The sequence below is a fragment of the Polycladomyces zharkentensis genome, assembly GCF_016938855.1.
GTDB classification, from domain to species: domain Bacteria; phylum Bacillota; class Bacilli; order Thermoactinomycetales; family JIR-001; genus Polycladomyces; species Polycladomyces zharkentensis.
The window spans coordinates 25789-50261 of the sequence record NZ_JAFHAP010000010.1 but is presented as its reverse complement, the minus strand read 5'-3'; the positions used below and the strand labels follow the sequence as shown (position 1 = coordinate 50261).

Sequence of the window (24473 nt, the reverse complement as noted above, 5' to 3'; positions counted from 1 at the left end):
GGAACATGGCTGGTCATTCCAAATGGAAAAACATTCAACATCGTAAAGGACGGCAAGACGCACTGAGGGGCAAACTGTTCGCCAAACTGGCTCGCGAAATCTTCGTCGCCGCACGGGAAGGCGGCCCGGACCCCAATAACAACCAGCGGTTGCGCCTGGCCATCGCCAAGGCACGCTCGCAAAACATGCCCAACGACAATATCGATCGGGCGATCAAAAAAGCGACGGGCGAAAACGGAGGCAGCAATTTCGAGCATATCGTATACGAAGGGTACGGTCCCGGCGGCGTCGCGGTGATGGTGGAGGCCTTGTCGGACAACCGCAACCGGACGGCCGCCGATATGCGGCACATTTTTTCCAAACGGGGCGGCAACCTGGGTGAATCCGGCTGTGTGGCCTGGATGTTTGACCGCAAAGGGTTGCTGGTAATCGACCGGGACCAAACGGACAAGGACGAAGAAGACATTTTGGCCGTGGCGTTGGAAGCCGGAGCGGAGGATTTCCAAACGACGGATCAATCCTATGAAATCACGACCGATCCGGAAAGCTTCGAGGAAGTGAAAAATGCGCTGGAAGCAGAGGGATTATCCTTCACCACCGCCGAAGTGACGATGGTGCCGCAAAATACGGTGCAGCTGTCGGGAGAAGACGTTCCCAAAATGCTGGCCTTGATGGAAGCGTTGGAAGACCATGACGATGTGCAAAACGTCTACGCCAACTTCGACATCAGTGAAGAGGAAATGGAGAAATACAATGGTTAAACCGTTGTTTGCCGGTGAGCGGGTTCGGTTGAGCCCGCTTGCCGATTCCGATTTGGATGTGATTGCACAGTGGTATGCGGATGGGCAATGGATACGTATGTTGTCCGCCTTTGAGGTGCCGATGACACGGGAGCGGTTGGAGCAATGGGCTAATCGTTATCGGAATGATGAGAAAAGTTTTTTGTTCGGGGTCCGTACGAAGGACGATAATCGGTTGGTAGGTACGGTCACACTGGAGGACATATTGTGGAATCACGGAACGGGATGGTTGTCGATCTCGGTCGGACCAAAACACCGGGGTAACGGATACGGCGAAGAAGCCTTACGTCTGATCTTGGATTTTGCGTTTGACGAATGCAACCTGCACCGTGTCCAACTGACCGTTTTCGCCTACAACGTCCTGCTGTCGCGTTGTACGAGAAACTTGGATTTCAACGGGAAGGATGTTACCGCGAATTCCTGCATCGTGATGGTCGTCGCCACGATATGTGGCTTTACGGGATGTTACGCAGAGAGTGGGAGAACGGCAAAAAGAACCACCGCTGATTTCTTCATGGAATTTCACAAAAAATGATCAAAGAGAAAGGAAAGGAGTCAAAAAAGGTTATTTTCTCCTGGTTTCAACAGAAAATCGGGCCTGTTTGCAAAATGTCGAATCGTGACGATCATGATACAATGAAATCATCCGTTCGCTTGATCGGTTTTGGACGGCGGGCATAACCCAAAGGGTGCGGTGACGGGAACTGCACCTTCTCTTTTTGTGTTGATTTTTTCATTCACCTTGACAAATGAAGAGAGAGATTGAGAGAAATGGGAGGGAACGTATTTGCGACTGTGGACCCGGTTCGCGCTTTTGGGGGTGATGGTCTTGCTTGGTGCGGGCTGTTCGGGTCAAGAGACCGCGAAGTCAGCCCCCGCATCGAAACCGCACGTGGACCATCAGTCACAACATACTGTACAGCACCAAGCGTCCGCTTCCGGCGCAAAGCCGCAATCCAAACAACCTGCATCGCCTGCATCAGGTGCACAATCTGTCAAGCAGCCGGAGCGAGGGGCGTTGCCAGACAGCAAGCATTCCCGTGCTGACACCCGGACCAATCATGAGAAAAGCTCCACCCGACTGTCGGAGCAAAAACCGTCCGCCGCGTCCGAGCCGTTGATCTTTTTCAAGGGATCGGGCGGAAAAAAAGTCGTGGCGCTCACCTTCGATGACGGACCGGATACATACTACACGAATCAGGTGTTGAATATCCTGAAAAAAGAAGGCGTTCACGCCACCTTTTTTGTCACGGGAAAAAATGCCCAAGCACATCCGGAGATGATCCGGCGGATTCTTCAGGAAGGACATGTGCTGGGCAACCATTCTTGGAATCATCCCGATTTGACCCGTTTGACGCAAAGTCAGGCGGTTGCGCAGATCGAACGGACCAATACGGTCATTTTTAAATTGACAGGCATGCGTATGCGGTTGTTCCGTCCACCGTACGGAAAGCTGAATGATCAGCTCAAACAGCGGTTTCATCAGATGGGATACACCATCGTCAACTGGAGTGTGGATACCCGCGACTGGGCGGGTACGCCGGTCGCCAAAATCATGCGTTATGTCCAGCACCAGACGGGACCGGGCGGCATCATCCTGCAACACTCGGCGGGGGCACCCGGACATTTGGACAACACGATCAAAGCGTTGCCGCGTATCATAAAATACCTCAAATCGCACGGCTACGAAATCGTCACGATCCCCGAGTTGCTGGACAAACCGGCTTATATGGGCATCCCACACAAATGAACACAAACACCCCATGCAACTGCATGGGGTTTCACCTCTTCTCCTTCCTTGCTTTTCCGCTATCAGTGTAGAGCCAATCGTTTGCAACATTTAAGTTTTCCAAGTCGATCCGCTGCGGGATCGACTTTTTTTGTATCCAATTCCGGTGACTTGCCCCACTCGACTAAGCACCGGAGGCATCCCCTTTGTTCTCCTTGGGCTTTTCGCTTCATCCGGCGTGGCAACCCACATCCATCCACGATGGCTTCACAGGCCCGGGTGATTTTCTCGCACTTCTCGACTTCATCGTAACCATATTCCGGCGGACTTGCGAGAGGGACAAGGCCCTCCCGCGTCCGACGCTCGCTTTTATCCCAACCCTGAAGGGTTGGGTTTTCCCACCGCTCTTTATCAATCAAAACGATTCCTGTTCATCCATTTCAACAGGGATTTTTGATGAAAAAAAGCAATTTATTCCATATATGTGACGTTTTTATCGACAAATGGTGGCTGATTTGTTTCATCTTGTTGAATTTCGTTTGAAATCGAGCTGAAAGCGGGGACTGCACAGGAAAGGATTTGATATGATGGGATGGAATCAAAATCCTTTACAAGGCCCTAATAAATCCTGAAACATCCTGAAACTGCCGGTATTTACCGGAAGCCAACCGAAAGAGAAGAAGCATTGGCGAAATCATATGATATACTTATGTGAAATTTTGAACAATTTTCGTCAATGCGGGAAAGGGGATAACGACGATGGAGCCATTTCGCAAACGTCTACGTCAATGGCTGACACTGGTCGGCTTGTCGGCGGTGTTGCTGCTGGCGGGCTGCAGTCGTGAACAATATGTGGTACTGGATCCGAAAGGCCCTGTCGCGAAACAACAATATGATCTCATCGTCTGGTCGTTCGGATTAATGTTGATCATCGTTTTGGCGGTGTTTGGGATTTTTGCGTACGTGATCATCAAATACCGGGCCAAACCGGAAAACAAAGGCTACGAACCGCCGGATCAGGAGGGCAGCAAACTTCTCGAGACGATCTGGACGTTGATTCCCGTCGCAGTCGTCATCGCATTGGCAATTCCTACGGTGAAGGCGACATACGGCTTGGAAAAACAGCCTTCCAGTGACAGACCGCCGATGACGATCAAGGTGACGTCGGCGGATTGGAAATGGATTTTCCGCTATCCCAAAGAAGGGATCGAAACCGTCAACTACGTGACGATTCCCGCCGATACACCGGTTCGGTTCGAGATGGACGCGGTGGGACCGATGAACTCGTTTTGGGTTCCTTCACTGGGCGGACAGGAGTATACCATGCCCGGCATGGTGATGAATCTGTGGTTGCAGGCGGATCAACCCGGTGTATATCAAGGGAGAAGCGCCAACTTCTCCGGTAAGTATTTTACCCATATGACCTTTGACGTGATCGCCAAGTCGCCTGCGGATTATGACAAATGGGTTCAGCAGGTGAAGAAAACTGCGCCGAAACAGACGGAAGCGCAGTATCTTCAGTTGTTGGAGCGCGGTTTGGCGAAGAAAATGACCTTCTCTTCCTATCCTAAAATTGCTGATCAAGCGGGATTGATTGGGGAAGTCAAAGGCATCCGGGAGAAGATGAACCGGCCGGAAGAGCCTGACACAGGAACGATGCACCATCACCATCACGCCCACTGAGGGAGAAGGAGGATTGGCAAGTATGGGATTTCATCTTCCCAAAAACTTTTTGGTGACCGGCGAACCGATGATTGTTGTCGCCGAAGTATTGAGCGTGCTCACCCTCGCCGGGATCGTTTTCGCTTTGACTTACTATAAGAAATGGAAATGGCTGTGGGACGAATGGCTGACGACCGTCGACCACAAAAAGATCGGGATTATGTACATCATTTCATCTCTGTTGATGTTGTTCCGCGGTGGGATTGACGGCTTGCTGATGCGGACGCAGTTGGCCTTGCCCAACCTGCACGTTCTCGACGCGGAACACTATAACCAGATTTTCACCGCGCACGGAACGATCATGATCTTTTTCATGGCCATGCCGTTTATCTTCGGATTGATGAACGTGGCCGTGCCGCTGCAAATCGGAGCGCGTGACGTTGCCTATCCTTACCTGAACGCGCTCAGCTTCTGGCTGTTTTTCTTCGGATGCATGCTGTTCAACATTTCGTTCATGATTGGTGGCGCACCGGATGCGGGTTGGACCAACTACACGCCGCTGGCCGGCAGTGATCTTGCTCCCGGACCCGGTATCAACTACTATCTGCTCAGCTTGCAGATTTCCGGGATCGGGTCGCTGATGACCGGGATCAACTTCCTGGTCACCATCCTGAAAATGCGCGCGCCGGGCATGACATTGATGCGGATGCCGATGTTTACGTGGTCCGTGTTGATCACGTCGATCATCATCATCTTCGCGTTCCCGGTGCTGACCGTGGCGTTGGCCCTGTTGACGATCGACCGGTTGTTCGGGTCGCACTTCTTCACCGTCTCCGGTGGCGGAGAGCCGATGATGTGGGCCAACCTGTTCTGGATCTGGGGTCACCCGGAAGTGTATATCGTGGTTTTGCCGGCATTCGGCATTTTCTCCGAAGTGATCAGCACGTTCGCCCGCAAGCGGCTGTTCGGTTACAGTGCGATGGTGTACTCGATGGTCGTGATCTCGGCAGTCAGCTTCCTCACATGGGTGCACCACTTCTTCACGATGGGCGCAGGGCCGGCGGTCAACTCCTTCTTCTCGGTGTCGACGATGGCGATCGCCATTCCGACCGGTGTGAAGGTGTTCAACTGGCTGTTTACGCTGTACAAAGGACGGATTGAATTTACGACGCCGATGCTGTGGGCGGTCGGTTTCATCCCCACGTTCCTGATCGGGGGCCTGACAGGGGTGATGCTCGCTGTGGCACCGGCGGATTACCAATATCACAACAGTTATTTCCTGATCTCCCATTTCCACTATGCATTGGTAGGGGGAGCAGTTTTCGGTTGTTTGGCGGGGTTGTACTACTGGTGGCCCAAAATGTTCGGATTCAAGCTGGACGAACGGCAAGGGAAATGGGCGTTTTGGCTGTTTAACATCGGGTTCAACCTCTGCTTCTTCCCGCAGTATTTCGTGGGCTTGATGGGGATGACCCGGCGGATGTACACCTATCCGGAAGGGCTTGGCTGGACTCCGTACAACTTGATCTCTACGGTGGGCGCCTATATGATGGGCGTCGGGTTCATCATCATGGTGTACAACATCTTGTACAGCATTCGTCACGGTGAACGCGATCTCACGGGCGACATCTGGAACGGACGGACGCTGGAGTGGTCGATCTCCTCGCCGGCACCGCACTACAACTTCGCCCGCATCCCGGAAGTGGATGACCTGGACGCGTGGTGGCACATGAAGAAGCGGAAACGGAAACAACCTTGGGAACTGCGACCGCTCAAACCGATTCATATGCCCAACAATTCGGGCCGGCCGTTTATCATGTCGGCGTGGTTCTTCGTGGCCGGGTTCGGATTGGTGTTTGAATGGCATTGGATGGGCATCATCGGATTGCTCGGCGTTCTGTATTGCATGCTGAAACGTTCGTTTGAATACGACGATCACCACTACATTCAAGTGGACGAGATCGAACGTACGGAATCTGCGGCAGGGAGGGCGTGACAATGGCAGAACACGCATTGCAAACGCACAGTAAATCCGCGGAAGAGTCCGCCTTGCCCTTGGAGTACTCAACAGAGGAAAGTCGTCTGAAAATCTTCGGTTTCTGGGTGTTCCTGGGTGCGGAAATCGTCTTGTTCGCCAGTTTGTTTGCCACGTATCTCGTTTTGGCGGGGCGCACCGCTGGCGGACCGACAGCGAAAGAACTGTTCGAGGTCAAGGATTTCATGATGGAAACGATCATCCTGTTGACCAGCAGTTTTACCTGCGGTCTCGGCACCTTGGCCTTGCGCAACCGGAGCAAGGGGGGCATCCTGTTCTGGTATGTCGTGACGTTGCTGTTGGGTCTGGCCTTCATCGCACTGGAAATCATGGAGTTTGTCCATTACGTCGGTGAAGGCGCGACAATGCAACGAAGCGCATTTTTGTCCGGGTTCTTCACGTTGGTGGGTACGCACGGCGCACACGTCAGCCTGGGGATTCTCTGGATGATACTGATCTTGATCCAACTGGTTCAACGCGGCGTCACCGCCGCAACGGCCAGGAGAGTGTTTATCGTCGGCCTGTACTGGCACTTCCTGGACGTGGTCTGGATCTTCATCTTCACGCTCGTCTACCTGATGGGGGTGGCGTACTGATGGCAAACGATAAAGGAAACGCGCAAACCGGCCACGGTCACCGTGAAACGCCGATCAAGCACATACTCGGGTTCATCCTCTCCTTGGTCCTGACGTTTGCGGCGCTGTGGGTGGCGTTGTATGCGCCGGTGTCCAAGCCGGTCATGTTGACCGCCATTCTCGTGCTGGCCGTGATGCAGTTCTTCGTCCAACTGTTGATGTTCATGCACTGGACGGAGGGAAGCGGAACATACCAAGTGGTGACCACTTTGTACGGCGTGTTCGTCGCGGTGGTGACCGTCGTCGGTTCTGTCTGGATCTTCTTGGGAATGTACGGGATTTGACACTCCACACGGCAAAAGCCGTGGGATTCTTGAGTGGTTAACGCCCTCAGTCCATTTCTGTTTCGGGCAACCCTCAAGCTAGGGCTGTGTCATCAGCCCATCCCACCCGGTTAGCACGTACCCGGATGGGCGGCACACCTGTTACCAGTGTGCTAGGCTACTAACCCTGAAATGGCTTTGGCGATGTTGATCGCCCCATTCAGATCAGCATGGATAGTGTATCCGCACTGTTTGCACTTGAAGAGGATACCGCTTCTGTTCGCCTTTTCGCGATGACCGCACTTGCAGGTTTGGCTGGTGTATTCGGGATTGGCGATCTCCACCCGAATACCCGCCATCTCTGCTTTGTAGCGGATCATCTCTTTCAGCTGATAAAACGACCAGGAATGCAGGTTCCGTCCAGCTTCTTTTTTTGACTTAGCTCGGTTTCGGATGTCCGTCAAGTCTTCCATACGGATGATTCCAACACCGTTGGATACCGCAAAGTTGACGATTTGACGGCTGATCTTGTGATTGTGATCTTTCATCCACCGGGCTTCTTTGTTCTTGGACTTGCGGATCGCATCGAGCTTCTTGGCTTTGCCCAGCTTCCGCCGTTTGGCGGCGTAGCGTCTGCGTATGTATGCGCATTGATTCCCTTTAAAGAACAGGGATTTGGTTCCTATGCTTGCCACTGCCAAATAGCGGAGTCCGAGGTCAATGCCCATCACCTTATCGCCTTGGCTGGCTTCCACATCAAACGTGATTGGCAAGGCAATAAACCATTTGCGCTTCTTCTTGTAGAGCTTCGCCGTTCCTTGTTTGGCCATTCCGTCGATGATCCGATCCAGCCATTGTTGCTGATATGACCGAGCCACAACCGGCACACCGATGCGCTTCTCCAGCATAGGGAACGACACCGTATAGAAGTCGCCGTTTTTCTCGACTTTCAGGTTCTGATTGTTGAACGAACACCACATCTTCCTGAATGCCCGAGCTTGTTGGTGTTTCTTCTGCGATTTCACATCCCGGATCGTTTGGTTTATGATCGCAGACGGGAACTTCTCGTCAGAAAACTCCTTGAAAATCTTGCTGGTCGCCTTGTTCACGTCAGGATGAAGCAAGAGCCAGTTTGCAAACTTCGTGTTGATCTGTGTCATTCGTTCATACATGGCCTGTTTGAATTTGGTTGGTTTATACAGTTCCAGCTTGAGTGTGATGGTGGGCATCCATTCACCCCCTTTTCTTCTCTTGTTCTTCCACATATTGCCGGATCGTTTCTCTTGAAACGTTTCCAGCCTGACAAATGTTTTTCACCAACTGTTTGAATCTCTCTTCCACTTGGTTTATCAACACTTTTCTGCGATAACGTGGGCAGAAAACAAAGTGGTAGTTAATCAGAGATACCGTCTTTTTGGTCCTTCTGTATGGTTGTCCCATGTTTTTAGTTGTATCAGTATTTTATTAATACTGCAACAACTAAAAACAAAAAATGTTGCTCTAAGCGCCCTCTTCAGAGGGCGCCGAGCAACGCCGCCTTTCATCCCACGATTGAAACCGTGGGCTTTCAGGCGACTATTTCTGTAAAAAAGTTGGCCGTCCTTTCGTGAGAAAGGGCGGCTTTTTTCGTGGTACTTCGCAATCCGTTATGCTATAGTTGGGAACTGTTTGAGAGAGGGATGCGATAACTGCCGGTGGAAGTGTTGACCGATTGACGGATTTGCCGGATGGGCGATCGGGAATCCATTGATGGGCTACTATTCCTTTTTAGCCAACCAAATCGTCCAATAATCTTGCTCGACAATTTCTTGCGTACTGCGATTACGCAAGCGTTCGCATATATATTGAACGAGATATTCCAATTCCAGATCCGATAGTTCGTGCAAAATGGACCGACCTGTTCTCGCCAAAAGTTCATCCTTGAGCTCCTCAAGACCGGTGTAGGTTTTTCTTGTCTCACTTAATTTGTATTCGTCAATGGATCGGAAGCCCGCTTTCAGCAAGGCTTTCTTCACGGTTTTGCCATCGTGTCTTCGTTCGGCTTCTATTTGAATGAGTCTTGGGTATACTTCGAAGAAATACCCTCGAATATGATGCTCATTCGGCGGTTGTAAGGCATCCTCAATGGTGCGACTCTGCACAATCAATATGCCGCTCGGTTTCAATAACCTATAGGCCTCACGGAAACACGCTTCCAAGTACGTCAGATGGTGAATAAGTGCCCTTTCCAGAATCACATCATACTGAGAACTTGGTAAGTTCGTATCAAGTGCATCCCCTTCAACAAACGTGATTTGGGGATAGCCCTTGCAGTTTTCTACAGCGCCTTTGATCATCTCCTTAGAAAAATCGACTCCGGTAACATGTTCTGCACCCATCTCAGCAAATGCCTTACAATAAATACCCCCACCGCAGCCGACATCTAAAACGTGTTTGCCTTTCACATCAACGATTTTTTGGATCGCAGACATCCAAGATGAATCAGCCCGACGTGTAGCATAGGTGAAACGGTTGTCCTTAGAATGAAAGTCAATCGGCATGAGACTCTCCTCCTCATTCGTTCCCTGCCGTTCACCGTTTAATTAGGGAAGCAAAATAAGACACCCCCATGTCACAGTTAGGAACCGTGGCCCCAAATCCCTTCACCCATGATGTTCCGATGTTTAGTAGTTTGAACTTTCATTCTAGTTGGGAAGATAGGAGATGTCAAACAAAACCTGCAACGAAAGGATGAAGCGTGTGCAAATCTCCATTCACGACATCTTTCGGGCGCGTCACCAAATCGAGCATTTCGTCGAACGGACCCCTTTGGCTCCATCGGTTCCACTCAGTAAATGGACCGGGGCACAAGTGCGGCTCAAGTTGGAAAACCGGCAACGAACCGGTTCGTTCAAGCCAAGAGGGGCGATCAACAAGATGAGAACATTGTCCGAGGAAGAGAGAAAAAGGGGGGTGATTGCCGCGTCGGCCGGAAACCACGGGTTGGCGGTAGCATATGCGGCAGGATTGATCAATGCGTCGGCACAGGTGGTGGTACCTGAAAGCACGCCCAAGACCAAGGTGTTGGGTATTCAGCGGCTGGGAGCGGAATTGGTGTTTCACGGGACCAACTATGATGAGGCGGAAGAACATGCGTACCGATTGGCGGCGGAAAACGGTCGGACATTTATTCATGCCTATGAGGACCGGCATGCCATCGCCGGGCACGGTACGATCGGTCTGGAAATCTTACTTGATTGGCCGGAGGCGGATGTGATCGTAGTCCCGGCCGGTGGCGGCGGATTGATCCTGGGAATCGCGATCTTGGCCAAGTCGGTGCGTCCCGATATTCGGGTCATCGGGGTGCAGAGTCATGCCTCCCCACCTTGGTACTATTCGTTCCGTGCGGGTCGAATAGTGGATGTGACATACCGAGAATCGCTGGCCGAAGGCTTGCACGGCGGTATCGGTCAACAGATTTTTCCGTTGGTGCTGCGTTATGTTGATGATTTCGTACTGGTGGAGGAAGAGGAGATTGCCGATGCCATGTGCTGGATGGCTCGTCAGCATCACCAGAAAGTTGAGGGTTCCGGTGCCGTCGGAGTGGCTGCATTGCGTAACGGACGTATCCCGGACATCGCCGGTAAAAACGTGGTCTGTCTCATCAGCGGGGGCAACGTCGATGATGAGCGGTTGTCGGGATTGTTGGAGAAACAAGAAAGGATGGAAACAACACAGACATGAGAAAGTGTGCCGATTCTCTGTTTGACTGGTTCCACCATGAGATGATCAAAAACCATACATGATCATGGATGGGGCCTGATGCAAGCAGCCAAGGGTTTGTGAATGTAAGATACCGGGGTGAATGGGAATGGAAGACGAGAATGATTCCCTGCGCTGATCCGGGATCAGATTGTCGCCAACTTGGAGATTCGGTCAACTCCATCAGTTTTCATAGTGAAGAGGGACTCACGGCTCCGATATAGAGATGCAGATTACATATCTGCAAAAAAGAGTCCCCCATCCCAGAAAAGGCAGGGGGATTTTATGCAATGTATAACTACTGCATGCGAACAAAAGATACTTGCATCATGACATCTATTCACCTTTTCCATTTACTGATCCTGAAAGCCCAATTGCGGGATGAAAGGCGGCGTTGCTCGGTGCCCTCTGAAGAGGGCGCTTGGAGCAACATACCCGAAACAGAAATGGACTGAGGGTGTTAACCACCCAAGAATCCCACGGCGTCCATCGGGAGTGCCTGTGGTACTTGAACCGTGTGGAGTGTCAATTAGTCAACCACCAAATACCCGCACATTCGGGTAAAGTAACCAGGTTCTCTTTCACAACTCTCTCAGCCAATTCATCACCAAAGAAAAACCTTGTCAGGTTTTCTGCTTCTTGTAAGTCTTTAAACTGATAATCTAAACGAATCCATTTGTGAGTAAAACCGTATCGATGTTCCAATAAATCATAATAATGTTTGAGAAAATCAGGCGGATTCGGTGTTTCATACCCAGTACCCATCGTTTCAAAAATGATGATGGTACCGCCAGGGCGAACAACACGCTTCATTTCTTGGATAACCTTTTCAATATTTTGTTCGTGGTTTGGTTGATTTGAACTGCCCAAATAACAAACAGTCCAGCCAGCCAAGATTAAATCTGCGCTATGATCTTTTGCTGGAATCTCTCGGTGATCAGCCACTTGTGTTTTCCAGTTGGAAAGACCCGCTTCCTTCAATTTCTTCGCATTTACTTCCAGCATTTCCGCAGAAGCATCCAGAGCAAGTATGGATTTGGCGTGTGGTGCCAAAATCGTTGTCAATCTCCCGGTTCCTGCCCCCAAATCAATGATATCCAACCCTTTTACCGGTATGATTTCTTCTATCACATGAAGCAGGGCAGGTTGTCGGGAAATCAAAAGGTCATATTGCTTTGCTTGACTCTTGTAGACTTGTATGTGGTCCGGCATGGCAAAACCTCCTCATGGTTTGTTCAAGGCCAATCGTAAAGGTTCACGCAACGTCAAGGTCAACCTGAAACTTGAACGAAGGGATGTCGAAGCCCGAGACGCTTATATAGGGATTTCCGGGATTTCGAAAGAAACCACATGTGATATCCAGCACTTCTTCGGCCGCCGACAGTGTGGCGGAACCGGTCCAAAACCGGGACAATGTGGTATGGCTGAACAAACAGACAATCCCGCTCAGCATATATCCGATCACATGAACAATAACTTGACAAATTAATATAAATATGATATTATTAGAAATTATTTGAAATTTACCGTTTGGTTTGTTATCATAGTCGTACAGCCGCACAAAACCAAACATAAGGATGGGGGACCCTGATGCAAGTAGCCAGAGGTTTGGAAATGTTGGAGATTAGGGCCAATTTGATGGGAGAGACGAGTGTGATTCATCCGGCCCTGATCTGGGATGAAGATACCGCTGTTTTGGTGGATGCAGGCTTTCCCGGTCAACTACCCCAGTTTCGTGAGGCAATGGAGGCGGCCGGCGTCCCTGTTGAGAATCTCGGCAAAGTGGTTCTGACACATCAGGATATTGATCATATTGGTTGTTTGCCGGATCTGCTCAAGGCGTCCACCCAAAAGGTTGAAGTGCTGTCGAGTGAGCTGGAAAAGCCGTATATTCAAGGTGAAAAGCCTTTGATCAAACTCGAGAAGGCAATGGCCGGATCGAATGATTTGCCGCAGGAACTGCATGCAGGATTAAAACGGGTGTTTGAAAATCCGCCAAAAGCTCCGGTGGACAAAACGGTGGCCGATGGAGAGGAGTTGCCGTTCTGTGGTGGAATCACCGTCATTCACACGCCGGGTCATACTCCTGGACATATCTGTCTGTATCATCAACAGAGCAAAACCCTGATCGCCGGCGATGCCCTGGCCGTCGTGGATGGACAGTTGGTCGGACCGGTACCGCAATATACGCTGGATATGGATGTCGCCATCCAGTCGTTGAAAAAGCTGATGCAGTATGATATCGAAGCGGTCATCTGCTATCACGGCGGCCTGTATCGGGGGCATGTCAATCGTCGCATCGCTGAATTGGCCAACGGTTAATAAAAAATCGACCGGCGCTGATCATTCGCAACCCGGTGTCTGACCAGCGCCGGTCTTTTTACTTTTGGATCAGGCACTCCGCCACTGACGATGAGCAATCGGAACATGCCGGCATGCACGGATGGCTGTTAGGTTGTATCCGGTAATTTGCTCTCCTCCCGTATGGGTTCCGGCCCGTCAAAAAATCGCTGATGCTGGCGGTTGATCCAGAACAGGCGGTAGTAGGTATATTGCGCCGCCAATCCGAATGCAAACGCAATGGGATATGCCATCCAGATCCCGCGCAGGCCGATGGTGTGGGACAACAGATAAGCTACCGGCACCTCAACTCCCCAAATGGTGACAATGCCGATCAGCGTCGGCCAGAAAACGGTGCCGCTCGAGCGCATCACACCCGAAAGAATCATCATGTTGCCAAAGATCATGAACGACCACAATGTGATATACAACAGTTCTTCGGCCACCGACAGCGTGGCGGGACCGGTCAAAAACCAAGACAAAATGGTGCGGCTGAACAGATAGACGATCCCGGTCAAGAGAGCCCCGATCACATAATTCAATATGACGGCGCTCTTTACCAGGAGCCGCAGGCGGGCCTGCTTTCCGGCGCCGATCAATTGTGCGCCGAAGATCCCGGCGGCGATCCCCAGACTCAGCGCGGGCATCTGCACGTAGTTGATCACTTGGATCACCGCGCCGTAAGCGGCGGTGGCATAGGCGCCGAACCGGTTGACAAATGTAACGACAGCCACTTCCGACAATGAGACGAAAATCATCTGGATTCCGGTCGGCAAGCCGATTTTGATCAGCAGTTTGACGATTTGCGGGTCCAGCCGCAGTTTTTGAATCGTCTCCCGATCCAGCGCCAACGGGTGACGTTTCCATCCCAGATAGGCGATGGTGACGATCAGTGTAATGATGGAGGAAACCACCATGGCCAGCGCGGGACCTTTCACGCCCAACCGGGGCAGGCCACCCCATCCGAAAAGGAAGACAGGGGTCAGTCCGACGGTCAGTATGGTACTGAAGAGCAGAAAATAAAACGGGGTTTTGGCGTCCCCTGTTCCACGCAAAAATGTGGTGTAATTGATATACAGGAAGAAAAACGGGAGTCCCGTGAACAACACATGAGCGTAACCGATGGAATACGAGATGATGGACGCAGGTGTTCCGATCAGCTCCAGCAAATCGCGGGCGAACAGGTTGCCGACCACGGCAGTGAGCAAGCCCAGTATGAAGGCAAAAGTCAGGGAGGTTCCGACTGTTGCTTTCATCCGCTCCGTATTGCCGCTCCCGTAGGCTTGACCGATCAAAACGGAACTGGCGCTTCCCAGTCCGATGATAAACGAAATCAGGAAAAACGTCACCGGAAAGACAGCACTGGCCGCCGCAAGCGCATATTCGCCAAGTCCGTGTCCCAGCAGGATGGAGCTGACCGTCCCGCCGATCGATTGCAAGGTGTTGCTCAGCATGAGCGGGATAAGGAAGAGCAGCAGGGACAGCCACATCGAGCGCGAGTTCGTCGCATCCCGTCCCAACCCGTGTGCGCGGGGCGTCGTGCCTGGAGCAGGTCCGGTTGATTGACCGGCCGGCATATCGGTTGGCGACGGATGGGGATGGCCGGGATCGTGGACCGCTGTTGTTCCGGAAGTACGGAGATCGGTTGCCGAATTGGCCTGATCACGTGCCGAATCGGCATCTTCCGTATCGGGTTCCTTTCGATCCCGTGAGGTTGCGGAACGGTGTGGTTCCGTTCCTTCGTTTGCAGGGTTCTGTTTGTCGATCGGTTTCAAACGGATACACCTCTTTTTGTTTACGGACTGACAGATCCGCTGTCTATTGTAAGTATATGACAATCGGCTATCTCCATTATAATCGTTGTTGGCGGGAAAAGAAGAGGGGATGTAAAAAGTTCAATGTTTTGATTTTGATTATCGTACCATCATGAAGTCACGTGGAGGGGGAACCTCCATGCAGATACGGGAGGAAGAGGATTGGATCGTCATTGACGGTGTCAAGGTGGAAGGGCATATCACGGACGAATGTTGTTCCTCATGCGGTCACCATCTCGTTTATCACGAAACCGATGATCTATACTTTTGTGCGTTTTGCAACCGGTGGACAGAAGACGTGCGGTGATGCAACAGGTGAATGTTGTCGTGATCGTCCTCCCCGTTCCTCTGACAAGGGAGTGGTAATTCGATATGAGGGCATTGTTTTTCCGGACGGGCGACAAGATCTCAGCCCGATCGAGCGAGGGAGTCAGATCGCGGGCAATTTCCTCTGAGCAAAGTGTATCTTGTCCGCGTCCTCCCGGCGGCCTTGCTCTGCTTCCTTGAAAAACGCATCGGTTTCCCCGCGCCAGCGGTCCAATCTGTGATATAATCGACACGCGACCCCGGAATACGTGTTCGCAAGTGAAGGAGGAGCGGCGTGAAGATCATGGGCATCGACCCGGGCATCGCCATCGTCGGTTACGGTGTATTGCACCGTCAGGGAAACCGCCTCAAGGCCGTCGAGTACGGCAGTATCCAAACCGAAGCCGGCTTGGCGACAGCGACCCGGTTGAAACAGATTTACGACGCTTGCGGAGAGTTGTTTCAAAAGCATCGTCCGGACGTGGTGGCGATCGAGAAACTCTTTTTCAACCGCAACGTGACGACCGCCTTCACTGTCGGTCAGGCACGCGGCGTGATCATGCTGGCTGCGGAGGAGGCAGGAGTACCGATTACGGAGTATACGCCGTTGCAGGTAAAAATGGCGGTGGTGGGTTACGGACAAGCGGAGAAGCGCCAGGTGCAGGAAATGGTGCGCATGCTTTTGTCCCTGCCTGAGACACCCAAGCCGGATGATGTGGCCGATGCGCTGGCCATCGCCATCTGTGAAGGACATTCATCCACATGGGTGAACCGGTTGAGACAGGGAGGCTGGAAACGTTGATCGAGTTTTTGGAAGGAACCGTCATCTACGCCGGAGCGGATTACATCGCCATCAACGTGTCGGGAGTGGGTTACCGCGTGTTTTGCGGCAATCCCTACCGCTGGGAACCCAATGTGCAGACACGGGTCTATACGCATCAGGTGGTGCGGGAGGATGCCATCAGCCTCTACGGGTTCCCGACCCGGGAAGAGCGGGATTTGTTCCGCATGTTGCTCGATGTGTCCGGGATCGGTCCCAAAGCGGGACTTTCCATATTGGCTGCAGGAACGCCGCGTCAGGTCGTGCAGGCGATCCAACAGGAAAACGTCGTTTTTTTGACCAAACTGCCCGGAATCGGCAAAAAGACAGCCCAACGGTTGATCCTGGATCTGAAGGACAAATTGAAAAAAGCGGGTTGGGTCCACGCGTTGATGCAACAGTCCGGCGATCCGGCAGAAGGACAGGCAGAAATGCCCGTCTCCTCCGGGGAGCGTGCGGGTGAGGCGATTGAAGCCTTGATGGCCCTCGGATATAATGAGGAAGAAGCGGCTTGGGCCGTCGAGGAAGCGCGTAAACAGTGGGAAGATGAGCCGGAGCTGGACGAATGGATCCGGAGGGCGTTGCAACTGTCGATGAAGCGATAGGGGGATGTGAGCGTGGAGGAACGGATCATTTCCGCTCATATGGCGGAAGAGGATGCGACGGTGGAGTTCAGCCTGCGCCCCCGTTACCTGAGCGAATATATCGGTCAGACGCGCGTAAAGGAAAATTTGAAGGTATACATAGAAGCGGCCAAAATGCGGGGCGAGGCCCTGGATCACGTTTTGTTGTACGGCCCGCCCGGATTGGGGAAAACGACATTGTCACACATCATCGCCAACGAGTTGGGGGTGCATATCCGTGCCACGTCCGGACCGGCAATCGAGCGGCCGGGGGACTTGGCGGCCATCCTGACCAACCTTCAGCCGGGCGATTTGTTGTTTATCGACGAGATTCACCGTTTGAACCGATCCGTGGAGGAAGTCCTGTATCCTGCGATGGAGGACTTCGCGCTGGATATCGTGATCGGAAAAGGTCCCAGCGCCCGGTCGGTTCGGCTGGATCTGCCGCCGTTTACGCTGGTGGGCGCCACGACGCGGGCCGGATCGCTTTCATCCCCTTTGCGGGATCGTTTCGGAGTGGTCAGCCGATTGGAGTATTATACTGAGGACGAACTCACCCTGATCGTGCAGCGGGCGGCTGATTTGCTCGGGGTGACCATCCGGGAGGAAGGCGCGGTGGAAATCGCCCGGCGGGCGAGAGGCACGCCGCGGGTGGCCAACCGTCTGCTGAAACGGGTTCGGGATTTCGTTCAGGTGCAGGGGGACGGTGTGATCACGGGAGAAGCAGCCAGGGACGCATTGGACCGGATTCAGGTGGACAAAATGGGATTGGACCGGGTAGACCACAAATTGTTGTTGTCTATCATTGAAAACTTTCGCGGGGGACCGGTTGGGCTGGAGACGATTGCGGCCACGATCGGTGAGGAGGCGCATACGGTGGAAGACGTCTACGAACCGTATCTGATGCAGATCGGATTTCTCCAGCGTACTCCCCGCGGACGTGTGGTCACCCCCAAATGTTACGAGCACTTCGGATTGGAGATGCCGACATGAACCCATTTGCCAAAACGCTGATCATCTTGGGGATTGTACTGGTAGTGATCGGCCTTCTGTGGCAGTTCGGCGGTCGGTTTTTTCCGTTCGGCCGACTGCCCGGGGACATCGTTGTCGAGAAAGAAAATGTACGGTTCTACTTTCCGATCGTCTCCAGTATCGTACTCTCCGTCATACTGTCCCTGATTCTTTATTTGGTGCGCCTGTTCCGTTGACGGGGCGGGCGTTTTCGTTTCAGTCAAAACCGTTTTTTATCATGAAAGGACGTCGGTGACATGGATGTATCGATGTTTGATTTTGACTTGCCGGAAGAGCTGATCGCACAGAAGCCCATCCCGGAGCGATCCGCGTCCCGGCTGATGGTGTTGCATCGGGAGACGGGGAAAGTGGAGCACAAACGATTTCCCGATCTGTTGGACTACTTGCGGCCCGGTGATGTGCTGGTACTGAACGACACCCGCGTCCGCCCTTCCCGTTTGATCGGGGTCAAGGAGGAAACGGGTGCGAAAATCGAATTGCTGTTGTTGAAACCATTGGGGAATGACCGTTGGGAAGCGCTGGTGAAACCGGCGAAGCGGGTCAAAAAGGGAACCGTGATCACTTTCGGCGACGGTCGCCTGACCGCAGTATGTGAAGGGGAATCCGAGGTGGCCGGCGGTCGTCTGTTTCGTCTCCAATATGAGGCGGATGATGTGGAAGCACTGTTGGAAGAGCTGGGACAGATGCCGTTGCCGCCCTATATTCGCGAGCAATTGGACGACCCGGAGCGGTATCAGACCGTCTTTTCGCGCGTGGTTGGCTCGGCTGCCGCACCGACGGCGGGATTGCACTTTACGCCTGCGTTGTTGGAGCGCATCGAGGAAAAAGGCGTCCGCATCGCCTATATCACCCTGCACGTCGGTTTGGGCACGTTTCGGCCGGTCACGGCGGAGAAGGTGGAAGACCATCAGATGCATGCCGAATATTACGAGGTGAGTGAGGAAACCGCAGCAATCATCCGTCGGGCCAAAGTCGAAGGTGGGCGGGTCTTTGCCGTGGGCACCACTACCGTACGCACCCTGGAGACGGTGGCTTCCCGTTTCGGTGACATCCGGGCGGCAAGCGGCTGGACCGACATCTTTATCTACCCCGGATTTCGTTTTCGCGCCGTGGATGCGATGGTCACCAATTTTCACTTGCCCAAATCCACGTTGATCATGCTGGTCAGTGCGTTCGCGTCCCGGGAGCAGGTGCTTGCGGCCTACCGTGAGGCGGTTCGGAAACGTTACCGTTTTTTCAGTTTTGGTGATGCGATGTTGATTGTGTGACCATTTCCGCTTGTGATTCCTTCCCGGGACATCTATAATGAGGAAGGCAACAAATTCAAAAACAATTTTGCTTTCAACCGGTTGAAGGCGAATGAAACAAGTTATAATGGTAGTGAGTGGGTGGGGTTATTGGCCGTCAAATATGAACTGATCAAAGTATGCAAGCAATCGGGCGCCCGGTTGGGCCGTTTACATACCCCGCACGGGACCATCGACACACCCGTATTCATGCCCGTCGGTACCCAGGCCACCGTCAAGGCGATGAGCCCGGAGGAATTAAAAGAGATGGGCGCCGGTATTATTCTCGGCAACACCTACCATCTTTTTCTCCGGCCGGGTCACGATATCGTCCGGGAAGCGGGCGGCCTGCACGGATTCATGAACTGGGACCGTGCCATCCTCACCGACAGCGGTGGGTTTCAAGTATTCAGCCTGAGCGATCTGCGGGAAATCACCGAAGAGGGTGTCTCTTTCCGATCCCATCTGAGCGGGGAAAAATTGTTCATCAGTCCGGAGAAATCCATCGAAATCCAAAATGCGCTCGGCGCGGACATCATCATGGCGTTTGATGAGTGCCCGCCCTATCCGGCAGACAGGGAATATGTCCGGACATCGACCGAACGAACGGCCCGATGGGCTGAACGGTGCCTCCAAGCGCATCAGCGTCCGGATGAGCAAGCATTATTCGGCATTGTGCAAGGCGGGATGTACCGGGATCTCCGGGAAGAAAGCGTACGCCAGTTGACCGCTCTCGATTTTCCGGGATATGCGGTGGGGGGATTGAGCGTCGGTGAACCCAAAGAACTGATGTACGAAGTGTTGGAGTACACCACACCCCTGTTGCCGGCTGACAAACCGCGCTATCTGATGGGGGTGGGTTCACCCGATGCCCTCATCGAAGGCGTCATCCGGGGGATTGATATGTTTGATTGCGTTTTGCCGACGAGAATCGCCCGCAACGGCACGACGATGACGAGCCAGGGGCGGATCGTGATACGCAATGCCAAATATGCCCGTGATTTTACCCCTCTCGACCCTGAATGCGATTGCTATACATGTCGCAACTACACACGGGCGTATCTGCGTCATTTGATCAAGGCAGACGAAATCTTCGGGTTGCGCTTGACGACGTATCACAACCTGTACTTCCTGCTCAACCTGATGAAACAGGTGCGTCAGGCGATTGCAGAAGATCGGTTGTTGGATTTCCGCGACGCCTTCTTTGAGAAATATTATGGAGCCAATCAAGGGCGCGGCTTTTGACGGCGATTGCTTGATGGTGAGTCTCCGCCGCCTGATGCCAAATATGGGCGGCTGGTTTTCAAAATGAATGAAGGAGGAACAACAGTGAACAACGCGTTTTTGGTACAAATCGCACCGCTGATCCTGATGTTTGCCATCTTTTATTTCCTGTTGATCCGTCCGCAACAAAAGCGGCAACGGGAACGCAACGCCATGCTGGCAGCGTTGAAACGGGGTGACAAGGTCGTCACCATCGGCGGATTGCATGGAACGATCACCGATCTGACCGATGACCGCGTCACGCTGAAAGTGAGCGACAACACCAGGTTGGTGTTTGAACGCTCCGCGATTAACGCGGTCCTGAACAAAACGGATGATAAGAAGGACGAGAAAAAGGAAGAGAAAAAAGAAGAAGAGAAACAGGATTGAGGAAAACCCCCGGCGCACATTGCCGGGGGTTGGTTTAATACCGTCCAATCCGACACAATCTTTTCTCCACCAACCGGTAATGGAGCAAGAGCAATACCAACAGCACCACATTGGCTACCCACGAGTACCCAATGTGCCAGCCGTGATCATACCGTATGCGTCCGGTCGACAGCAGGTGAAATTCCACCGCGATCAGGATGGAGGCGCCGATTAACACCCAAACGGCTTGGCACCAAAAACGACGGGGCAGTTTTTGCAAAAAAATCCATGTACCGATTGGGTATAACCCCAGATTCAATGTGATATTGGGCCACAGTCCGGGCAACATCGGGTCGTGGTATTTCCAAAATCCCTTGTAAACGAAAGCCGTATCCAGGAAAAACGAACCGACCACCCCTGCCAGTACTGTAGCATAACCTTTTTGCCATTGGGACCAGTCAATCAGAACCAGTCCAATCACCCACCATACCAGCCACCATTTCAGAAACACCATGGCGCATCTCTCCGGGGGCGGGTTATCGCACCCGTTTTCTTTTGCCCCATCTGGTCTTCAACCGCTCCAACCATTTCAGGGACACCTGCCAACTGCTGATCAACCGGAATGCAAGCGGCAACATGATGAGGAACAGTATCAGGCTGAACCACCATTGTGTACGAATGCTCATGGTTTGAATCATCCCTGTTTTGGTTAGTGTTTGGTTTGGATGGCGGATGTATGCAAGATCGATCCGTAATAAATTGAAAGGTCCAAATCAATGAGGATGTTGGATGGCAGAGCACGTGTTGGCGGTAATAACAATAAACGAGGAGAATGACAAAAATGATGGATTTCCTGCGTTTCCCATCAAAGAGTTGATCGAAACCAGCCCAGGAGGTACGAAAAAAGGGGGGCGGACCTCAAATCGGGAAGACATCAATCCCCCAAGCCCTCAATCTCCAAGTGCCAATTTTTCGCTTGCGACGATGACCCCGTCCTCATCAACATACACATAATGACCGGGTTCCCAATCGACTCCGGCAAAAGAAACGGGAATGTTCGTTTCTCCCTTTCCCTCTTTGCGGCTTTTCCGCGGATGGGTTCCAAGCGCGAGCACCCCAATATCCAACTGTGCGATGTCTGCCGAATCCCGAATACATCCATGGACAATGATTCCGGAGAGTCCCCGGTTCACCGCGATGCCCGCCAGTCTGTCCCCCAAGAGTGCGCATTTCATGGAGCCGCCTCCATCCACAACGAGAACGGAACCCGCTGGAATGGTTTCGAGCGCTTGTTTGACCAAGACATTATCTTCAAAAACCCTCACGGTATAGATTTCCCCGCTGAAAATTTTTCTCTTGCCGAAAGATTGAAAAATATTCTCGCAAACATGGACTTGGTTTGGAAATTGATCACATAAGTCGGTCGTTTTCATTTGAGGGTTCACTCCTTATGTTCGGTATGATTGATTACCTTGTACAATTTGGAGGGAAGTTCATCTGCGAATTCCTATCGATCACAAGGACAAGACTCAAAATAAGTCAAGCTGTGCTTTTTGAATCAGGATTCAACTCACCTTTCATCTTGCGGTAAAATTGAACCTCCGTTGCAGAGTAGTAAGGAATTAACCAAATAAATCCGAGTCCCAAAGTGAACAGACTTAGGAGTAACCAACCGATAAAGCTAAGTTGCAATGCAAACAATTCCATCTTATGTCCGTTCATCATTTCACGACTTTTGGTAATGGCTTCATTGACAGATAATTCAGGGTGATCAATCAAAATATACGGGGTCATGGAATAGGAAAACCATTTGATAATCCCTGGAATAATGAATAATAGGCTCCACAACATCAAGTAGATGGACTGAAGTACGTGCCACAACATTCCTCTGACCAATAAATTTCCATTGGTGAAATACCGAAACAGCTGTCCGATATGAGCGGGCTGTGTCCGACAGATATTCAAGAAAATGAGACTGATCCCAAGCATAAGCCCTCCGGTTGTGAGTACATTCCAAATGAGTGAGACCCAATCGATAACGGAGTGGTCAGGAAAGAATACAACATGTGAATCGGCTTTGGGAGCAGAGTTTAAGAAAAGAGAGATGTCCAAATCCAAAGGATTATCAGCAAAAAAGTCAAACAATGAATCTAATAGAATATACAAAATCGTGCATCCAATCGCCAGTCCCCATTTCCCTTTTAATGATTCTCTTCCCAGTCTTCTAAGTTCTTTAAAATCCATGCCTGACATAGAAAGTTCCCCTCCAAATGAGGAAGATATCTTTTATGGCGTAATGCTGCCCACAAAATGCAATGGGGGTCAAGTATGGTACAACCACCCCGGCGAATCTCCGCAGGAAATTTTTATTTCAGACCATTCGATCAAATGACCGTTTTCGACCGTTCATGTCCGTATACGTCAGACGAACGGCATCTCCGTGAAGATCAAAGCGCAGCTCCTCATCGACGTATTCGGTGACGCATTGTATTCGTCCGTTTGTCTTGGATATCGGGTGAATGGGATAACAATAGGGAGCCCCGTGCATTTTGGCGACGGTGAGATACAACTTTTTACCATCCGCCGTAATCTTCAAGTTTTCGTCCAAATGATCCAATCGATAAGTGCCTGCGATGGAGGCGATATCATCTCCAAGCCAATCGAGGGTTTGCACCGTATCAGGCACGCGAGCAGGTTCACCCAACGCGATCCGGAGCAAGTTTTTACCGATCTGGGTCACCGGTGTGAGACTGAGGTTACTTAATACGATGACTGTCCATCCGTTATCCGCCAATCGCAACATATTGCCGCAAAAACCGTTGACATCCCCGTAATGACTGATGCATTTACGGGGCTTTCCGGCAATCGTGAGCGGTTGAATTACCCAACCGTATCCGTAGTTTTCTCTGTAAGGAGTGAACATTTTTCGAAGGGTGGATGAAGAGGCCAATTGTTCGGTCAACAAAGCCTGATCCCATCTGTACAGATCCTCGACAGTGGCATACATGCCATAAGCGCCCTGTGGGATGGACATGTCGATGTGTTCGGCCCGGATTTTCTCTTTCCAAACTGAGTATCCGGATGCCATTCCTTTGATGATTGTTCTGCCATCGTCCACACCCGTGTCGTTCATGTCCAGTGGGACTAAAATGTTGTTTCGGATAAAGTCTGTGTAAGATTCCCCGGACACCTCCTCGATGATTCTGGTAAGTAAAATGTAAGATGAGTTACTGTAACGGAATTGATCCCCCGGCGTGAATTCCAAAGGAAGGTCGCGGAATAACCGAATGGTCTCATCCAGCGAGGACGGCAAACGCATGATCCTCGTCCAATATTCCGGCAAGCCGGCGAAATCCGGAATACCGGATGTATGAGTCAGCAAATGATGAATGGTCATTCGGTTCCCGTTGGGGAAATTGGGCAAATAACGTCCAATGTTATCTTCCGTTGAAAGAAGGCCCCGTTCTTCCAGTTGTAAAATCGCAACGGCCGTAAATCCTTTGGTCAGCGAACCGATGCGAAATTTGGTTTGCGGTGTGTTGATCACGCCATGTTCCTCATTGGCCATGCCATAACCCCGGCAAAGCAATTTTTCACCTTGATGGCCCACCAAAACGGCTCCTTGGAAATAACCGCGTTGATCCAGCGCATTCATATATTCATGGAGACGGGATACGATGGCTTGCAAAATGGGTTGCTCCTTTTTGGATGGCATCGATTTCATCAACATCATAGCAGAAAACCAGATCGATGTG

The 24473-nt window shown here is 51.8% G+C and carries 28 protein-coding genes and 1 pseudogene; 19 read left to right on the top strand and 10 right to left on the bottom strand.

All coding sequences use genetic code 11. The annotated features are described in order from the left end of the window. The first annotated feature begins 5 nt into the window (after positions 1–5). The 8 genes from JQC72_RS11535 (at position 6) to qoxD (ending at position 7145) form a co-directional block, all read left to right on the top strand. Complete coding sequence (locus tag JQC72_RS11535) at positions 6–761, top strand: YebC/PmpR family DNA-binding transcriptional regulator (protein ID WP_205495797.1); 756 nt, start codon at positions 6–8, stop codon at positions 759–761. Next, complete coding sequence (locus JQC72_RS11530) at positions 754–1335, top strand: GNAT family N-acetyltransferase (RefSeq protein WP_205495795.1); 582 nt, start codon at positions 754–756, stop codon at positions 1333–1335. The genes JQC72_RS11535 and JQC72_RS11530 overlap by 8 nt, the downstream gene beginning before the upstream one ends. Before the next feature lie 252 nt (positions 1336–1587). Beyond that, positions 1588–2550, top strand: coding sequence for a polysaccharide deacetylase family protein (locus JQC72_RS11525; RefSeq protein ID WP_302104799.1), 963 nt, complete (start codon positions 1588–1590; stop codon positions 2548–2550). A gap of 185 nt (positions 2551–2735) precedes the next feature. Then, complete coding sequence (locus JQC72_RS11520) at positions 2736–3017, top strand: hypothetical protein (RefSeq protein ID WP_205495793.1); 282 nt, start codon at positions 2736–2738, stop codon at positions 3015–3017. Positions 3018–3288: 271 nt separating this feature from the next. Further along, positions 3289–4212 (top strand): cytochrome aa3 quinol oxidase subunit II, encoded by a 924-nt coding sequence (gene qoxA, locus JQC72_RS11515; protein WP_205495791.1) that lies wholly within the window; start codon positions 3289–3291, stop codon positions 4210–4212. A gap of 22 nt (positions 4213–4234) precedes the next feature. Further along, the gene (gene qoxB / locus JQC72_RS11510; RefSeq protein WP_205495790.1) at positions 4235–6187 is read left to right on the top strand and encodes a cytochrome aa3 quinol oxidase subunit I; all 1953 of its coding nucleotides are present in this window, start codon (positions 4235–4237) and stop codon (positions 6185–6187) included. Between the two features lie 2 nt (positions 6188–6189). After that, positions 6190–6822, top strand: a complete 633-nt coding sequence (qoxC, locus tag JQC72_RS11505; RefSeq protein WP_205495789.1) for a cytochrome aa3 quinol oxidase subunit III — start codon at positions 6190–6192, stop codon at positions 6820–6822. Continuing rightward, positions 6822–7145 (top strand): cytochrome aa3 quinol oxidase subunit IV, encoded by a 324-nt coding sequence (qoxD, locus tag JQC72_RS11500; protein WP_205495788.1) that lies wholly within the window; start codon positions 6822–6824, stop codon positions 7143–7145. The genes qoxC and qoxD overlap by 1 nt, the downstream gene beginning before the upstream one ends. A 152-nt stretch (positions 7146–7297) precedes the next feature. Here qoxD and JQC72_RS11495 read toward each other — a convergent pair whose 3' ends face one another. The 3 genes and pseudogenes from JQC72_RS11495 to JQC72_RS11485 all read right to left on the bottom strand — a co-directional run bounded on the left by JQC72_RS11495 (position 7298) and on the right by JQC72_RS11485 (position 9664). Further along, positions 7298–8353 (bottom strand): RNA-guided endonuclease InsQ/TnpB family protein, encoded by a 1056-nt coding sequence (locus JQC72_RS11495; protein ID WP_205495787.1) that lies wholly within the window; start codon positions 8351–8353, stop codon positions 7298–7300. Between the two features lie 73 nt (positions 8354–8426). Continuing rightward, positions 8427–8564 (bottom strand): annotated as a pseudogene (locus JQC72_RS11490) (transposase); the annotation flags it as partial. Between the two features lie 317 nt (positions 8565–8881). Continuing rightward, positions 8882–9664 (bottom strand): class I SAM-dependent methyltransferase, encoded by a 783-nt coding sequence (locus tag JQC72_RS11485; protein WP_205495785.1) that lies wholly within the window; start codon positions 9662–9664, stop codon positions 8882–8884. Between the two features lie 163 nt (positions 9665–9827). Between JQC72_RS11485 and JQC72_RS11480 the strand changes: the two genes are divergently transcribed. Next, positions 9828–10847: a threonine ammonia-lyase gene (locus tag JQC72_RS11480; protein ID WP_302104798.1), complete on the top strand. Its 1020-nt coding sequence runs from the start codon at positions 9828–9830 to the stop codon at positions 10845–10847. 543 nt (positions 10848–11390) lie between these two features. Here the strand turns inward: JQC72_RS11480 and JQC72_RS11475 are convergent. Further along, positions 11391–12077 (bottom strand): class I SAM-dependent methyltransferase, encoded by a 687-nt coding sequence (locus tag JQC72_RS11475; RefSeq protein ID WP_205495783.1) that lies wholly within the window; start codon positions 12075–12077, stop codon positions 11391–11393. Here JQC72_RS11475 and JQC72_RS11470 point away from each other — a divergent pair. Together JQC72_RS11470 and JQC72_RS11465 are read left to right on the top strand one after the other, a co-directional pair. Continuing rightward, positions 12076–12354, top strand: a complete 279-nt coding sequence (locus JQC72_RS11470; protein WP_205495781.1) for a hypothetical protein — start codon at positions 12076–12078, stop codon at positions 12352–12354. The genes JQC72_RS11475 and JQC72_RS11470 overlap by 2 nt on opposite strands. A gap of 101 nt (positions 12355–12455) precedes the next feature. Further along, the gene (locus tag JQC72_RS11465) at positions 12456–13187 is read left to right on the top strand and encodes an MBL fold metallo-hydrolase (RefSeq protein ID WP_205495779.1); all 732 of its coding nucleotides are present in this window, start codon (positions 12456–12458) and stop codon (positions 13185–13187) included. 128 nt (positions 13188–13315) lie between these two features. Here JQC72_RS11465 and JQC72_RS11460 read toward each other — a convergent pair whose 3' ends face one another. Continuing rightward, positions 13316–14695 carry an MATE family efflux transporter gene (locus JQC72_RS11460; protein ID WP_302104813.1) on the bottom strand — a complete coding sequence of 460 codons (1380 nt, stop codon included), beginning with the start codon at positions 14693–14695 and terminating at the stop codon, positions 13316–13318. A gap of 463 nt (positions 14696–15158) precedes the next feature. Between JQC72_RS11460 and JQC72_RS11455 the strand changes: the two genes are divergently transcribed. From JQC72_RS11455 to yajC, 8 genes are all read left to right on the top strand, one after another. After that, positions 15159–15326 carry a hypothetical protein gene (locus JQC72_RS11455; RefSeq protein ID WP_205495777.1) on the top strand — a complete coding sequence of 56 codons (168 nt, stop codon included), beginning with the start codon at positions 15159–15161 and terminating at the stop codon, positions 15324–15326. A gap of 294 nt (positions 15327–15620) precedes the next feature. After that, entirely contained in the window at positions 15621–16127 is a 507-nt protein-coding gene (gene ruvC, locus JQC72_RS11450) for a crossover junction endodeoxyribonuclease RuvC (RefSeq protein WP_205495775.1), read from the top strand. Beyond that, the gene (ruvA, locus tag JQC72_RS11445) at positions 16124–16750 is read left to right on the top strand and encodes a Holliday junction branch migration protein RuvA (RefSeq protein ID WP_205495773.1); all 627 of its coding nucleotides are present in this window, start codon (positions 16124–16126) and stop codon (positions 16748–16750) included. The genes ruvC and ruvA overlap by 4 nt, the downstream gene beginning before the upstream one ends. Positions 16751–16762: 12 nt before the next feature. Beyond that, positions 16763–17761: a Holliday junction branch migration DNA helicase RuvB gene (gene ruvB / locus JQC72_RS11440; RefSeq protein ID WP_205495771.1), complete on the top strand. Its 999-nt coding sequence runs from the start codon at positions 16763–16765 to the stop codon at positions 17759–17761. Beyond that, on the top strand, positions 17758–17976 hold the full coding sequence (locus JQC72_RS11435; RefSeq protein WP_205495769.1) for a DUF2905 domain-containing protein: 219 nt from the start codon (positions 17758–17760) through the stop codon (positions 17974–17976). Before ruvB ends, JQC72_RS11435 begins: the two co-directional genes overlap by 4 nt. A 60-nt stretch (positions 17977–18036) precedes the next feature. Beyond that, positions 18037–19068, top strand: a complete 1032-nt coding sequence (gene queA, locus JQC72_RS11430; RefSeq protein ID WP_205495767.1) for a tRNA preQ1(34) S-adenosylmethionine ribosyltransferase-isomerase QueA — start codon at positions 18037–18039, stop codon at positions 19066–19068. Positions 19069–19197: 129 nt separating this feature from the next. Then, positions 19198–20331, top strand: a complete 1134-nt coding sequence (tgt, locus tag JQC72_RS11425) for a tRNA guanosine(34) transglycosylase Tgt (RefSeq protein ID WP_205495765.1) — start codon at positions 19198–19200, stop codon at positions 20329–20331. Between the two features lie 63 nt (positions 20332–20394). Further along, a complete protein-coding gene (gene yajC / locus JQC72_RS11420; protein WP_205495758.1) occupies positions 20395–20739 on the top strand; it encodes a preprotein translocase subunit YajC in 345 nt (114 codons plus the stop codon). A gap of 34 nt (positions 20740–20773) precedes the next feature. On the opposite strand, the gene JQC72_RS11415 is transcribed toward yajC, so the two are convergent. The 5 genes from JQC72_RS11415 to JQC72_RS11395 all read right to left on the bottom strand — a co-directional run bounded on the left by JQC72_RS11415 (position 20774) and on the right by JQC72_RS11395 (position 24406). Continuing rightward, on the bottom strand, positions 20774–21232 hold the full coding sequence (locus JQC72_RS11415) for a CBO0543 family protein (RefSeq protein WP_205495755.1): 459 nt from the start codon (positions 21230–21232) through the stop codon (positions 20774–20776). 22 nt (positions 21233–21254) lie between these two features. Then, the gene (locus JQC72_RS11410) at positions 21255–21404 is read right to left on the bottom strand and encodes a hypothetical protein (protein ID WP_205495754.1); all 150 of its coding nucleotides are present in this window, start codon (positions 21402–21404) and stop codon (positions 21255–21257) included. Positions 21405–21668: 264 nt separating this feature from the next. Next, positions 21669–22151 carry a ribonuclease E activity regulator RraA gene (gene rraA, locus JQC72_RS11405; RefSeq protein ID WP_205495751.1) on the bottom strand — a complete coding sequence of 161 codons (483 nt, stop codon included), beginning with the start codon at positions 22149–22151 and terminating at the stop codon, positions 21669–21671. A 106-nt stretch (positions 22152–22257) separates the two neighbouring features. Beyond that, positions 22258–22971, bottom strand: a complete 714-nt coding sequence (locus tag JQC72_RS11400; RefSeq protein ID WP_302104797.1) for a DUF975 family protein — start codon at positions 22969–22971, stop codon at positions 22258–22260. A 118-nt stretch (positions 22972–23089) separates the two neighbouring features. Then, positions 23090–24406, bottom strand: a complete 1317-nt coding sequence (locus JQC72_RS11395) for a serine hydrolase domain-containing protein (protein WP_205495749.1) — start codon at positions 24404–24406, stop codon at positions 23090–23092. Between the last annotated feature and the right edge of the window lie 67 nt (positions 24407–24473).